Source organism: Heliomarina baculiformis (assembly GCF_019966545.1).
Taxonomy (GTDB): domain Bacteria; phylum Pseudomonadota; class Alphaproteobacteria; order Rhodobacterales; family Rhodobacteraceae; genus Heliomarina; species Heliomarina baculiformis.
The window spans coordinates 361,380-376,153 of record NZ_JAIMIC010000003.1 but is presented as its reverse complement, the minus strand read 5'-3'; the positions used below and the strand labels follow the sequence as shown (position 1 = coordinate 376,153).

Below are 14,774 nucleotides of genomic sequence, written 5' to 3'. Positions count from 1 at the left end.
TGCCCCGGCCACGCCTTGCGGCCCATGCTCAACAGTCATTCTCACGGCTCTTGCGCAGCCTCTTGGCGCGGGGATGGGCGCACCCCGGTCCCCGGTCCCTCGGCGAACAGCCGCGCCAGCCGGGCGGCTTCGGTGGTGATATCGAAATCCGCCGCCACCCGGTCCGGTCCCGCCGCGCCCATGCGCGCGCAGAGCGCCGGATCACCGGCGAGCCGGCGAATGGCCTCCGAAAGCCGCTGCATGTCGCCGGGCGGGACGATAAAGCCGTTGACCCCGTCTTCGACCAGCTCACCGACGCCCGCCACCTGCGTGGCGATAACCGGCTTGCCACTCGCCTGCGCCTCCATCAGCACCACCGGCACGCCCTCGGCAAAGCTCGGGAGCACGAAGGCATCGGTCGACTGCATGGCACGGGCGACCTCGGCCTGCGACAGGTACCCGGTAAAGGTCACGCGATCGCCGAAGGGTGCGGCCAGTTTTTCCAGCTTGGCCCGGTCGGGACCATCGCCAACCAGCACCAGCCGCAGGTTCGGCAGCGCTGGGGCCAGTTTTCCGAAAGCCTCCAACAGGATGCGCAGCCCCTTGACCGGGGCCAGGCGGCCCACGAAAAGCAGGCGGAATTCTCCGTCTTTTCTGGCCGGCAGCGCCTCTCCCGCCGCCTCGCGGTAAAGCGCGGGTTCGACGCCGCAATGGATGATGCGGATCTTGTCCCAATGGGCGGGATCGGAAAAGAACATGATCTGGCTGCGCGCGTAATGACTGATCGCCGCCACGAACCGCGCCCGGGCGGTCTTTTCATCGATGCGCCAGCGATAGGGTTCCAGCAGGTCGGCCGGCCCGTGCAGGGTAAAGCTGAACGGGATGTCGATAAGTTTTGAGACCAACATGGCCACCGTGGCGCTGCCAAAGGTGAAATGATTGTGCAGATGCTGCACCCCCTCGCGGCTCAGATGGCGCGCAAGCACCGTGGCCTCGGTAAAGAAGATCAGCTGGTAAAGCAGCGACTTGATCCCGGGCGAGCGCATTTTCAGCGCCAAGGCCAGCGCCCCGAAATAGCGCCCCGGATGGCGCAGCAGCGCCAGCTGCGCGCCGATCAGGCGCAGCGGATTGCGCACTGCTTCCAGCACGTGAAAGGTGGTGCGCGCGGCTTCCTTCTCGGCCGGGCCGGGATGTTGTTCGGGCGGCGTGCGGCGGATCGAACAGGTGCGCACATCCATGCCAAGCGCCCGCAGCGCCTCGACCTCGCGCAGGATGAAGGTCAGCGAGACCTCGGGATATTGCCCGGTCAGATAGGCGACTCGGGGCAGGGCGGGACTTTGGGGCATGGGATTCTTCGTCATCAGGTCTCAGCCGCGGCGCGCCAAGAGAAGCCCGGCCAACAGGGAAGGCCGGCGCAGGTTCTTGTAATCGGGCCCCGCACGGCGGGTCCGTTCGGGAAGCGGCAGCGGGTCAAAGCGGGTTGTCAGTTTTTGGCTGGCACCATCGGGTCCGGCGCCCTGTATGGCAAGCGTCAGCTCGGTCAGGTGCAGGGTGAAATCGGGGGCGGGAAAATGCGCCCGGTCCTGTTCGATGGCCTCAGCCAGCTCGGCAAGGCCGATACATTTGTCCTGCTGGCCGCGCTGTGCCTTACGCATCCGGGCGATCCAGTATTTCGGCGACAGCCAGCTGCCTTGCGGGCGATGGATCCTGTCTGCGCCGGGGGCCGGGCTTTCGGCCAGCGGCACGCGCCGCCCGCCCACGCCGAACAGCCCCTGCAGGAAAGAGCTTTCCCGCACCATCAGAAGATTGCGCGCCTTCAGCGCGACGGAATTGAACGGCTCCAGATAGACCGGGCAATGATAGTCGCGATAGGTATCGGCACTGACCACGCCCTCGTTGCCGATCACCCGCATCCGGTGATCGGTCGGCCCGGCGATGGAACAGGTGATACGCCCGACCACGCCGCTTTCGAAATCGAGACAGGCCACCGAAAAGTCCGGCGTATCGGCGGGCGAAAGCGGCTCGTCCGTCTTGTCGGGCAGGGTCGCCTTGGAAAAGGCGGTGACCGAGCGGACCGGCCCGAAGATCGCGCACATCCATGTCAGGTGATAACCCACATGCTCCCATGTGCAGCCCATTTCGTATTCATGCAGATAGGGCCATGGCGCGCCCGAGCGCGAGATCCATGTCTCGGGCTTCAGCAGGTAGACCGGGTTGTCGTCGAATTCCGCATAGACCATGCGCACATCGCCCACCGCCCTGTCGCGGATCGCCTTCCACAGGGTCTGCACCGTGGGGCTGAGCGCGTTCGAGGGCGCACAGGAAAGCCGCAGCCCCTTTTTCGCGGCCAGATCGGCCAGGGCATGGGCGGCCTCCATATCGGTGACCAGCGGCTTTTCCGAATAGACATGCTTGCCCGCCTCGAGCGCCGCACGGCTGACCGCGTCATGGCTTTCGATCGAGGTGAAATTGGCGACGATTTCAATTTCGGGATCGGCCAGCAGGGCGGCGCTGTCGGGATAGACGTGCAGCCCGTAATAGGCCCCCACCTGCGCCGCGCGCTCTTGGTTGCGGTCGGCAACCCCAGCGATTTCCAGCCCGGGATGCTGGGCCAGTGTGGTCATGTAATGATCAAAAACATAACCGCAGCCGATCACACCGATTTTCATGAGCGCGCCTCCGGTGCCCAGAGCGCCCGGGCGCGGTCCATCAGTTCTACAAGAGCGATACTGTCATCCAGTGTCATGCGCGGTTCCTCGGTCAGCCTCTTGGCGACCGCCTGCATCACCGCCTGTGCCTCATAATGATAGCCATTGCCCGCCACCGGGGCGCTGACCCGGGTGCCGCTGCGCCGCACCAGTTTCCTGATCTGCCCAAGCCGGTGCGAGATCCGCTGCCCCGCATGGCTTTCGCGGAACGCCTCGAGCCGCCTTGGCGCGCCTGGCGCCCCGGCGGCGGTAACCGGCTGCAACAGCGCTCCGGTCGGACGCCAGATCGGCCCCTCGATATGCAGCGTGCCCGCCGTACCCCAGAGCGTCGCGCCCTCGGGGCCAGCCGCGCGCAGGCTGGCGCGCAGGGTGGACAGCGCGCCGCTCTCATGGCGCAGGATCAGGACGCTGTCCTCGTCGACCCCCGCCTCGCCAAGCCGTGCCATGCTCTGCATCTCGGCCACCGGACCCAGCAGGAAATGCGCCATCGACAGCGGGTAGATACCGCGATGGATCAGCGCGCCGCCCTGCTCGGGGTCAAACAGGCTCACCCCGGAATCGGGCCGGTTGGCACCCATGAAACGGGCATCGAAACCCCGGATTTCACCCAGTTTCCCGCTTGCGACAAGCGACCGGATTTCCCCGGCCAGTGGCTGGAACCGGGTCCAGAGCGCCTCCATGCAGAAAACCCCCTGCGCCCGGGCCTCGGCGGCGATCCGACGGGCGGCTCCCGCATCCGAGGCAAAGGGTTTTTCGACCAGCACCGCCTTGCCCGCCCGGATACCCATCAGCGCATGAGGTTCATGCAGGGCAGGGGGCGTCGCGATATAGAGCGCATCCACATCGGCCACGGCGGCCGCTTCGTAATCCGCCACCGGCGCGCCGCCGAAAGTATCCGCGAAACGGCGTGCGTTTTCAGGGCCGCGGGATGCCACGCAGGCGATCTCCGCCGCGCCGCCAAGCTGGCGCAGATCGAGAGCAAATTTGCGGGAGACGCTGCCGGTGCCCAGGATGGCCCAACGAAAAGGTCCGGAGCGGTAATCAGTCATTAAGAGTCCACTATGCCGGGGCCAGGAAACGCGTTCTCTTTCCCATATCCGAATACCGGTGAGTGTCAAAGACGCTCCGGTGAATATTACGCGGGCTTTGGCAGGTAAAAGAGCAAAACCATTTGGTTAGATGCTTGTGAAAGCACATTGCACCGCAGTATTGGTAGGCCTGTTTGCACATACGATTTCCAAGCCGATCGAGAGAAGACCCCACATGAACGAAAGTTCCCAAGGCCGCCTGGTCGTCATCATCGTCAATTACGGCACCTCGGCCCTGGTTCTGGATGCGCTTCCCGCCCTGCTCTCGGAATTGTCCGGCTTTGCCGAAAGCCAGATTTTCATCGTCGACAATGCCTCGCCCGGCAACGATGCCGATGCCCTGGCCGAGGGCCTGCGCGCCTTTCCCGAGGCGCAGGGCGAAACGGCCCGCCTCCGGCTGTTGCGCAGCCCGGTGAATGGCGGTTTTGCCGCCGGCAACAATGTCGCTTTCGCCGAATTGCCGGGGCTCGGATGGCGTCCCGATGCGGTCTTGCTGCTGAACCCCGATGCCGAGGTGCTGCCCGGCGCGCTGGCCGAGATGATGCGGGTCATGAACGGCAATGACAAAATCGGCTTTGTCGGTCCCCGGATCGAAAACCCCGATGGCAGCAGCTGGGTCGCCGCCTTCAACTTTCCCTCGATGGGGGGCGAGGTGTTTGGCGCGCTCGGTATCGATTTCTTCGCCCGCCACTTCCGCTCGACCATCCCCGACAGCACCGCCCCGGTGCGCGCAGACTGGGTCACCGGCACCGCCCTGCTGATCCGGACCGACACCCTCGAGGCGCTTGGCAACATGGATGACGGCTATTTCCTCTATTACGAAGAGGTCGATTACATGCGCAGCGGCGCGGCCCTCGGCTGGCAGAGCTGGCACGCCCCCGACGCCCGTGTCCGCCATATCGCCGGGGCCGCCACCGGGATCGTCGGCAAGAACGTCGCCCGGGGCCGCATGCCCGCCTACTGGTTCCAGGCCTGGGCGCGGTATTTCTCCAAGAACCACGGCGCGTTCTATACCCGGGTGACGGCGCTGCTGAAAATCGCGGCGCACTGGATTGGCGACCTGCAGCGCCGCCTGCGCGGCCGCGCCACCTCGCGTCCCGAACACTATCTCGGCGATCTCGCCTCGGCCACGCTGCTGGCCCGCCTGTCGCCCCCGCCCGCCGCGGAAACCGCCACCACGCCCGATCCCCGGGCGAAGAGGTAACAGTTGGCTCCTCAGAACCCTCCGGCCCCTCGACAGAGTTGATGAAGAAGGTCCCGTGGAGTACATCCCCCCGAGAAGGAATTTGTTAATGGTTTGCCAGGGGATGTGCGTATGACTCACGAATCAGAGGCATACAGGAAAGCCGAAGCGGAAATGGGTATTCCCCCCGTCACCGAACGCGGCCGCAAGAACGAGAACCCCCCGGATATCGGGTTCTGGGCCTTGGTCGCCGAAGATTTCCGCACCCATGAGCGCAAACTGTTCGAACAGGGGTTCTGGGCGCTTTTCGTACACCGTTTCGGCAACTGGCGGATGGGCCAGCCCAAGATCATTCGCGCGCCCTGCACGCTGCTCTACCGCGTCCTGTTCAAGCTGATCGAATGGATGACCGGTATTTCGCTCTGGTACACCGTCAAGATCGGCCGCCGGGTCCGGCTCTGGCACCATTCCGGCATGATCGTCGGGGCCCGTGCCATCGGCGACGATGTGCATCTGCGCCAGAACACGACAATCGGGGTCGGCCAGACCTGGCGCAACGCCGATCTTCCGATCATCGCCAAGGGCGTCGACATCGGGGCAGGGGCCTGCATCGCCGGGGCGATCCATATCGGCGAAGGCGCCAAGATCGGGGGCAATGCACTGGTCATCACCGATGTGCCCGCCGGGGCCACGGTCATGGGCAACCCCGCACAGGTCTACAGCATCGCCCGCAGCCCGGCCAAAACCGAGGAAGAGCCCGCCCCGCAGCCCGCAGCCTCCGCGACAGTCGCGACAGCCGATCCCGTTGCAACCACGGACCCTGCCGAAACCGCCGGGCTCGAGGAAACCATTCTGCAGGAACCCCGCGAGCTGGGCACCATCGCGCTGCTCGGTTCCGCCAATCTCGACTATCTCGCGATGAACTTCACCGAGGAAGGCGAGGCAACCGGACTGAAGATCACCCCCCATGTCCCGCCCTTCGGTCAGGCCCGCATGGAACTTCTGCAAGAGGACTCCCCCCTGCTGAGCGCCGGTGGCGACGGTCCGATGGCCACGCTTATCGTGGAACGGGCCGAAGATCTGCTGCACGAGGTCTTCAACGCCCCGCTCTCGCTGACCGAAGCAGACCGTGACACCTATCTGAACGATGCCCTGCAGCCGATGATGGAGCTGATCAGGGGTGCCCGCAGCAAGCTGCGCGGTCCGGTCTTCGTGACCGCGCTCGCCCCGCTCGAACGCTCCTCGCTCGGGCTTGCCGATGCGGCGAGTCCCCGCGGGATCACAGCCCTGCTGGCACGCGCCAATGCGCTGCTGGCCGAGGAAATCGCGAAGCATTCCGACATCTACCTGCTCGATACCGCCGACATGATCAGCGAAGTCGGCCGCGCCGCCGCCGACCCCGGCACCTTCTGGCACATGGGGCGCGTCCCCTTCAGCACCGCTTTCGGCGCGCATCTGGCCCGCCGCGTCATGGGCGGCCTCCTGTCCTTGCGCGGACAGAGCGCACGCATCCTGATCCTCGATCTCGACAATACCCTCTGGGGCGGCGTGCTGGGCGAGGACGGAATGGAAGGTCTCGACATCGGCGGCGCCTATCCCGGCTCGGCCTACCAGGCCTTCCAGCAGGCGCTGAAGGCGCTGACCCAGCGCGGCATTGCCCTTGCCGTCGCCAGCAAGAACGACGAGGATCTCGCCCTCACCATGATCTCGGAACATCCCGAGATGGTCCTGCGCCCCGACGATATCGTGGCCCATCGCATCGGCTGGACCGAAAAGGCCATGGGCATTCAGGAGATGTTGGATGAAATCGGCCTCGGCACCGCCAATGCCATGTTCATCGACGACAACCCGGTCGAGCGTGAGAAAGTCCGCAAGAACATTCCCGGCATCATCGTGCCGCCCTTCCCGGACAAGCCCGAAGACCTGGCCGGCTGGCTGCTGACCAACCCCTTCCTCGAATGTGTCGAACTGACCGAAAGCGATCTCAAGCGCACCCGCCAGTACAGCACCCGTGCCAAGATCACCGCCGCCAAGCGCGAATTCCAGAATATCGAGGATTTCTACAGCGATCTCGACATGCGGCTGACCTTCGAACCCTATGGGCCGGGCAACCAGAAACGCGTGCTGCAGCTGTTTGCCAAGACCAACCAGTTCAACGCGACCCTGCGCCGCCACGATGCCGGTGCCCTCGCGCAGATTCAGGAAGAGGGCGGCGAGATCTTCGCCATCGGCCTCTCCGACCGGTACTCCCCCTATGAACTCATGGGCGTCATCGTGCTGCGGCCCGGCGCGGCCATGGCTGCGGCCTATCCGCAGGACACCGCCGTCACCGAACATGCCGAGGACGGCCCCTGGTGGGTCGACAGCCTGTTGCTGAGCTGCCGGGTGCTCGGGCGCACCGTGGAGCAGGCCATCGTGGCCTGGGCAGCGGCGCATGTGGCTCAGAAAGACGCCCCGGCGCTGATCGGGCAGGTGATCGAAGCCCCGCGCAACACGCCGGTGCGCGATGTCTTCTCCAAATCCGGCCTTGCCCCCGTGACCAGCCCGGTCGAGCAGGGCGCCGGCGGCCTCTACCGGCAGGATCTCGGCGAAACCGTCCCCGAGGTACCCGCCTATTTCACCGTGACCGAAGGCGAGGCACCGCCCCCGGCCGAGGTCGAGGACCCCGCCCCGAAACCCGCGCCCAAGCGCAACGGCAGCAGCAAACCCGCCCCCCGTCCTATGCCTGCACCGATGTCTCCGGACAAACCGGTGCCCGCGTCGACCGCCGGGGCCGAGCTTGCCCCGGAGATGCAAATCCGGCTCGAAACCCTGTTCCGCAAGATGTTCAAGCTGGACCCTGAGGCAGATCTCTCGCAGGCCAGCATGGATACGGTCGAACACTGGGACAGTCTTGGCCACCTGAAACTGGCGATGGAAATCGACCAGACTCTCAAGGTCAAGCTTCCCGGCGACCGGCTCGGCTCGATCCAGACCTTTCCCGAACTGAAAGCCGCCGTCGCCCATTACCACGCCTGACGGCAGACCCGATGGCGCCGGGGGCCTTCGTCCGGGCCCGCCGGAGATGCGTCCGATTTTCATTCAACCGGCAAACCAGAGCCGGGAAATTACCTCTTAAGTCTTTGTAAACCCCCCGGAACACCCTACCTTTTTCAAGCATTTCGCGTTCATTCAGGATGTCTGCCATGAAACGATTCACGCCACTGGCATCCAAGATCATGAGCAGGATCCTTGGCCATCCCGCGATGGCGCAGGCCGCCTCCAGCACCGAGATGCTCGCCCCCGAGGAAATCATCCCGATCCCGCCCGTAAAGATGGACGACAGCCAGCGCGAAAAGGTCACCCGGACCGAAGAACGCACCAGCTTTGCCGCCGAATGGGCCAAGATCGACGGCCGCCCCGATGCCCGGCACCAGCCCACCATGCGCTACGAATTCGAGCATGTGCTGGCCACGCCGGACGGGTTTTTCTCGTCCACCTTCGGCTACAATGCCTGGGGCAGGCTGGATCTCGCCCCGCTGATGAAAAGCCGCATCGCCGAGGTCGACCACGGCTTTCACGGGCTGCGCGCCATCGGCACGCGCTATTTCGGGCACTGGCTGATGGACTGCCTGCCCACCACCCGGCTGCGCCGCCCCGGCGAGGCGCTGTTCTTTCCCACCCCAAAGACCTGGCCCCATGCGCGCTCCTATCACGAGCTCTTCGGGCTGGACCCGCTCGAACATGACTATGTCTATTTCGACAGGCTGACCTTCTGCGACGATATCGGAAAGAATTCCCACCTTGGCGCGCGCCTGCTCGACATGCGCCGCGAGGTGCAGCAAGCCAGCGGCAATGACCGGCGCAGGCTGGTCTATTTCAGGCGCGGCGATACCGGCATCGCCCGGACCATCACCAACGAGGATGCCCTGAGCAACGCGCTTGCCGCGCGCGGCTTCGAGATCGTCGATGCCCGAGCGGATCTGGATGTCATCCTGCGGGCCTGCAGCAAGGCGGAAATGATCGTCTCGATGGAAGGCAGCCATTTCGCGAATTGCATATTGCCCGCCGACACCGACACCCGGTTCGTGATCATCAACCCCGCCGACCGGTTCTGCAATATCTGGTCAGACTACCTTGGCCTGCTTGGCGGCAGGATGGGCACCGTGGTCGCGGAAAAGGACGGCGACGGCTATCGCGTCGATATTCCGCATCTGCTCGATTTCGCGGATCGCATGATGCAGGGCTGACCCGCCACCCGGTCTCAGAGCGAGTCCATCAGCCAGGGCACGAGATAGCGGGCCCCCGCCTCCGAAAGATGATCGTCATCGCGATAGAGCAGCTCTCCGTCCCGCTCGATCGCGCAGCGCTCCGCGCAGAGAACAGGCGCCGGATCGCTCAGAACCACCCCCGCCAGCCGGGCCATGCGGTCGAGGAAATCCCGGGTCTCCGCCATGCGCTCCCGGTGAAGGGTTTCCGTCAACGGCGAGACAAGCGCCTTCCCCCGAAGCGCGGCCATGACCATCGCCTGCGGTACATCCGCGCCGATCTCGGGCACGGTTTCGATGATCACCACCCGATGCCCGCTCTTGCCCAACCGGGTGACAAGGTCCTCGAACAGTCGATCGAACAGCGCTGTCTGGTCCAGATCCGCCAGCGCCGCGTCCACCGGACGGAGGACAAACGGATCGCCGCTTTCCCCCGGGGTGCGAAGACCGGACCTTATGAAGCGCCAGCGCGCCACCAGCACCACGGTCTTCGGCGCGCTGGTCTCCAGCATCGCCAGCATGCCCTCGTTCAGCGAGATACAGTCCTCGACCTCCCGCGGCGTTCCCGAGCGGATGATCCCCGGCAGCGGCGGACATCCCCCGTGCACCTGCGCGCGCGCCTTAAGCCCGCGCTCGCCCAGCCAGCCGTGAAACCCCGGCAAAAGCGCCATCGCGTGGGAATCGCCCCAAATGACGAAATCCGACATGTCCCCGGCAGGCCCGGCCCCGATCCAGCAGGCTTCGCCGCGCCGGCCCTGCGCCTGGCAGTCTTCCGCCAGCAGCTGCGGGCTGACGGCTCTTGCGTAGACTTCCCCGACCTGTGGCGGAAGCCGCCCGGGAAATCCGTTCGACAGGTGGATCACACCCCCCAGGACCAGAAGAGCGCCCCCGACAGAGGCGCTCAGCCCGACCACCAGCCGGTTGGAGACCGCGCGCCGGTTCCGCAGCGGCGTTTCCACCCAGCGCCAGCTGACCCAGGCCGCGAATACCGCGCCGGCGATGCAGAGCAGGGCGAGCGGAAGCGGCAGGATCGTGCTTGACACCCAGAGCCGCGCCAGAACCAGCGGCGGCCAGTGCCAGAGATAGAGCGAATAGGAAATCAGCCCGATTCCGACCAGCGGCGGAATCCCCAGCCCCCGCGAGACCCCCGTTTCGCGGCCTGCCGCCCCTCCCGTCCAAAGGATCAGGACCGTCCCGAGACAGACCGGCAAGGCCGCCACACCGGGGAAGGGCGTCGTCGCAGTCAGGAACACCATCGAGGCGAGGATTGCGCAGAGACCGGCAAGGGCCCAGAGCGATGCGGCCCGCCCCCCCGGCGCAGCGCCGAAAGCACCAAGCGCCAGCAGGGCGCCAAGCCCCAGTTCCCAGGCCCGCGTCGGCAGCCAGAAGAAACTCCACAGCGGCGCGGCAGGCTCTGTAAACGCGGTGCCCACCCCCCAGACGGACAGGGCGAACGACCCCGCCACCAGCCCCCAGAGGGCCAGGATCCGCAGGTTCTTCCAGCGCCAGAGCGCCATGAGGATCAGGGGAAAGACCACGTAATACTGCTCTTCCACGCCCAGCGACCAGGTGTGCAGCAGCGGTTCCAGCTTGGCCCCGAGGGCAAAGTAATCGCCGGTCGCATGCCAGAACCAGATGTTCGAGCTGAAAACCAGCGTCGCGACCGCCGACTTGCCGAAGGCCGCGTAGACATCGGGCGGGAAAAGCGCCCAGCCGATCCCGCCCCAGACGATCAGCAGGAAGAAAAGCGCCGGCAGGATGCGGCGCGCCCGGCGCTCGTAAAAGGCCGCCAGCGAAAAGCGGCCCTGATCGAGTTCCCGGGCGATGATCGAGGTGATCAGGAAACCGGACAGCACAAAAAAGATATCGACGCCGACAAAACCGCCCGGCAGGACATGCGGCAGGGCATGGTCGATCACCACCGCACCAACCGCAAGCGCGCGTAACCCGTCGATATCGCGCCTGTGCTGCATAACCTCACCTGAATCAGAAAACCGTGTATATATAGGGAGATTTCATGTGAGCCCGTACCACCTCTCACAAGATCTATTTTTCACTGCATCGCCTTATCGGCGCAGGATGCTGCTCTTTCAAACACACTTGTCCGTGAATCGGGCCAATGCCGCCCTCTGAGCCGGCACCCCCGATCTCCCCGGCGCGCCGGTTTCAGCCCGGGCAGGGCCGGAAATTAGATCAATAAACTGACGCTATCGCTCCTCTGTCACATGCACCCCGGGCTGCGGATCAATAATCGCGCTCCCTCTCTTGCCTCAGTCCGGGCGATGGGACAACGTCCCGGAAAAAGTACATATTGGACCCGAATTATGTTGATGAGCCTGAAGAAAGCCGCCGCTCCTTTCATCCTGCGGTATGCGGCCAGCACCCTGCGCAGTTCCGGGACAAGCGCGGACAGCAAGGACCGGCTCTGGCGGCTGGTCCAGCGCCACGCCACCTTCCTCGACATCGCGACGCGAGCAACGATCGTGAACGGGATGAAGATGCAGGTCTCCTCCCGGCCCCGTGTCGAGCAGGAGATTTTCCTGTTCGGAGAATGGGAACCCCTGTTCACCCGCTACCTGCGCAGCATCTCGGCCCCCGAGGGAATTTTTCTCGATGTAGGCTCTAACATCGGCTATTTCTCCCTGATCGCCAGTTCGGCCTTCCGCGAGGTCCACGCGATCGAGGCCTCCCCCTCCACGAGCAACCGCCTGAAGGCCATCATCGCCGATAACGGTATCGACAACATCACGGTCCATAACATGGCCGTCGGCGCCCACGAGGGCGAGATCGATTTCTTCAAGGACAAGGAACAGAGCGGCGGCTCCTCGACGATCAAGACCGACAAGAACGTGTTCGAGGCCCGTGTTCCCGTCGCGCCGCTCGAAAAGATCCTGCGCGATATCGACTGGGGCAGGGTGCGTTTCGTAAAGGTCGATGTCGAAGGTCTCGAAGCGCCCGTCCTCGACAGCCTGCTGGCCCTGCACGAGAGCCTCCACCCCGAGGTCGAGATCTTTGTCGAATACGATCCCCTGCGCGTCGATACATGGTCGAGAATCGAGTCCTTCATGGCCAACGGCTTCACGGCCCTCATGATGCAGGGGCCCTATGACCGGCGCGATTACCTGGAAACCGATCGCCTCAGCGATCTGCAACCAATCGAGGGGCAGCCAGAGGTCTTCTGCGATCTGCTGCTGCGCCGCGCCGCACCCTGATCGGACCGGGCGCGGGAAGGCCCCCATTTTTGCACCACCGCCTCCCGCCTCCCAATTCAGCGCAAACATCCGCCCCTCCGGCGCATTCATTCTTGCGGCAGGGAAAAAAATCAGGGTTACATTGCCCCGGGCCGACCGGCCTGTCCTGTATTTGAACCCACGACCGGCCTTCTTGTCCCGGAACAAGCAGACCCTACGGGAAGAGTAGTTTAAGTGCCTGTGCTATATACGCTTACGATAAATTCCGCCCTTTCCGCTCCCGCTTTCCACCCGCTTTCCCTGGCCCGTGGGAATGGGACAGTTTTCCCGTGACGGCACAGAGCGCGTACCGCCCCGAGATCGACGGGCTGCGATCCATCGCGGTTGTCCCCGTCACCCTCTTCCATGCCGGTTTTGGCCTGTTCAGCGGCGGCTTTGTCGGCGTCGACATCTTCTTCGTGATCAGCGGCTTCCTGATCACCTCGATCATCGCCCGGGAAATGCAGGCCGGACGCTTCAGCCTGCTCAGCTTTTACGAACGCCGGGCGCGCCGCATCCTGCCGGCCCTGTTCCTGATCATGCTGCTCTGCCTGCCGGTCGCCTGGCAGATCCTCGTGCCGCGCGACCTTAAGGATTTCGCCCAGAGCCTTGTCGCGGTCTCCACCTTCACCTCGAATATCCTGTTCTGGCGCGAGACCGGGTATTTCGGCACCGAGGCCGAGCTGAAACCGTTGCTGCACACCTGGAGCCTCGCGGTCGAAGAGCAATTCTACATCTTCTTCCCGCTGCTGCTGATGGCGCTCTGGCGCTTCGGCCGCCGCCTCCTCATCGCGGTGTTCGTGCTGATCTTCGTGGCCAGCCTGATCCACTCCGAAGCAAGCGCCCATGCCTCACCCGCCACTGCCTTCTATCTTCTGCCCAGCCGGGCATGGGAATTGCTCATCGGCTCCGCCGGGGCGCTCTGGATTCTCTGGTCCGGCTACGATCCCAAGGCCCCGGCCACCCCCGTCGCCCGCCTCCTGAGCCTTGCGGGGATGCTCCTGATCCTCGGCAGCATCTTCACCTTGGGCAAGTTCACCCCTTTCCCGGGGCTCTACGCGATCCCCTCGACCCTCGGCACGCTGCTCATCCTGCTCTTTGCCCGCCCCGGCAGCGAGGTCTATCGCCTTCTGGCGCACCCCCTGCCGGTCGGGATCGGGCTGATCAGCTACAGCGCCTATCTCTGGCACCAGCCAATCTTTGCCTTCGTGCGCTATGAAAGCCTCAGCGAGCCGTCCCCGCTCCTGATGGGTGCCCTCTGCCTTGCGGTCTTCCCGCTGGCCTGGCTCAGCTGGCGTTTCGTCGAAACCCCGTTCCGGGTCCGCCGACGCATCGGGCGCGGCACGATCTTCAGCCTCACCGCCGCGGGGCTGGCCGCCTTTATCGCGGTCGGGCTCACCGGCCATGTCAAAAACGGTTTCGACGACCGCCTCGTGCGCAGCAGCCTCGTCTCCGAGGGGGAAATCGGCCATCAGGCCTTCTACCGGCTGATCACCGACCGCTACAGCCGCTGCACCCCCGAGATCATGGCCGAAACCGCCCCCATGCAAGAGGAATTCCTGCGCTGCCTCCAGTCCAGCCCGGACCCGAGGATCGATATCGCGATCATCGGCGATTCCCTTGCCGAACACCTGTTCCTGGGTCTGGCAGAGGGGCTGCCGGACCAGAACGTGGTCTTCTACGTCAATTTCTCGATGCCCCTGCTCAGCCAGGAACCGTCAGCGCTGGCCTTCCGGACCGTTCTGGACAATCCCGATATCCATACGGTCGTAATGACCATGTCCTACGAGGCCAAGATCCCGCAGCTTCTCGAACAGGGCCGCGACCCGGCGGCGGATCTCGATGAAACCCTGCAGAGCCTCAAAGCGGCGGGCAAGAAGGTCGTCCTCATCGGGGCCTTCCCGAGTTTCTGGTTCGACCCCTATCGCTGCGCCTATTCCCTGAATTCGGACAAGCCGGGGAAATGCGAGATGAACGCCGAGGTCTTCGACCGAAACGAGGAAATCTACGCCGACAGCTTCCGCGAGATCGCCCGGCGCAACGATACCGATTACATCGACATGCGGGCGCTTTTCTGCAGCGACGGCCAGTGCAGCATGCGCCACGGTAATACGCTGCTGTTCCGCGACGGATACCACCTCAATATCCCCGGCTCGCGCCGGGCCGGGGGCTATGTGATCGAGCAGTCGGAAATCCTCTCGACGCTCCGCCCCGACAGCTGACCCTGACCGTCAGTGTGATGCGGGCCGGGGGATTACCGGGTCCCCCCTCACATCCCGCCAAACCCCTCGCGCCCGACGCTGTCATAGGCCACGAACCCGGCGTTGCGGGCATCCTCG

At 64.7% G+C, this 14,774-nt stretch carries 9 protein-coding genes; 5 read left to right on the top strand and 4 right to left on the bottom strand.

Features of this window, described 5'->3' with window-relative positions:
* Positions 1-41: 41 nt before the first annotated feature.
* The 3 genes from MF268_RS08885 to MF268_RS08875 are packed head-to-tail and all read right to left on the bottom strand — an operon-like array spanning position 42 to position 3,736.
* A complete protein-coding gene (locus tag MF268_RS08885; protein WP_238370511.1) occupies positions 42-1,325 on the bottom strand; it encodes a glycosyltransferase in 1,284 nt (427 codons plus the stop codon).
* Positions 1,326-1,346: 21 nt separating this feature from the next.
* Positions 1,347-2,648, bottom strand: a complete 1,302-nt coding sequence (locus MF268_RS08880; RefSeq protein WP_238370510.1) for a Gfo/Idh/MocA family protein — start codon at positions 2,646-2,648, stop codon at positions 1,347-1,349.
* Complete coding sequence (locus MF268_RS08875) at positions 2,645-3,736, bottom strand: Gfo/Idh/MocA family protein (protein ID WP_238370509.1); 1,092 nt, start codon at positions 3,734-3,736, stop codon at positions 2,645-2,647. Before MF268_RS08875 ends, MF268_RS08880 begins: the two co-directional genes overlap by 4 nt.
* Positions 3,737-3,950: 214 nt before the next feature.
* On the opposite strand from MF268_RS08875, the gene MF268_RS08870 reads away from it, so the two are divergent.
* From MF268_RS08870 to MF268_RS08860, 3 genes are all read left to right on the top strand, one after another.
* Positions 3,951-4,979: a glycosyltransferase family 2 protein gene (locus MF268_RS08870; protein ID WP_238370508.1), complete on the top strand. Its 1,029-nt coding sequence runs from the start codon at positions 3,951-3,953 to the stop codon at positions 4,977-4,979.
* A gap of 111 nt (positions 4,980-5,090) precedes the next feature.
* Entirely contained in the window at positions 5,091-7,976 is a 2,886-nt protein-coding gene (locus MF268_RS08865) for an HAD-IIIC family phosphatase (protein WP_238370507.1), read from the top strand.
* A 167-nt stretch (positions 7,977-8,143) separates the two neighbouring features.
* Positions 8,144-9,187, top strand: coding sequence for a glycosyltransferase 61 family protein (locus MF268_RS08860; RefSeq protein WP_238370506.1), 1,044 nt, complete (start codon positions 8,144-8,146; stop codon positions 9,185-9,187).
* Between the two features lie 14 nt (positions 9,188-9,201).
* On the opposite strand, the gene MF268_RS08855 is transcribed toward MF268_RS08860, so the two are convergent.
* Complete coding sequence (locus MF268_RS08855; protein ID WP_238370505.1) at positions 9,202-11,178, bottom strand: acyltransferase family protein; 1,977 nt, start codon at positions 11,176-11,178, stop codon at positions 9,202-9,204.
* A gap of 357 nt (positions 11,179-11,535) precedes the next feature.
* Here MF268_RS08855 and MF268_RS08850 point away from each other — a divergent pair, with 357 nt between their 5' ends.
* Both MF268_RS08850 and MF268_RS25370 read left to right on the top strand, forming a co-directional pair.
* Entirely contained in the window at positions 11,536-12,417 is an 882-nt protein-coding gene (locus MF268_RS08850; protein WP_238370504.1) for an FkbM family methyltransferase, read from the top strand.
* Positions 12,418-12,725: 308 nt separating this feature from the next.
* Entirely contained in the window at positions 12,726-14,657 is a 1,932-nt protein-coding gene (locus MF268_RS25370; protein ID WP_238370503.1) for an acyltransferase family protein, read from the top strand.
* The last annotated feature ends 117 nt before the right edge of the window (positions 14,658-14,774 follow it).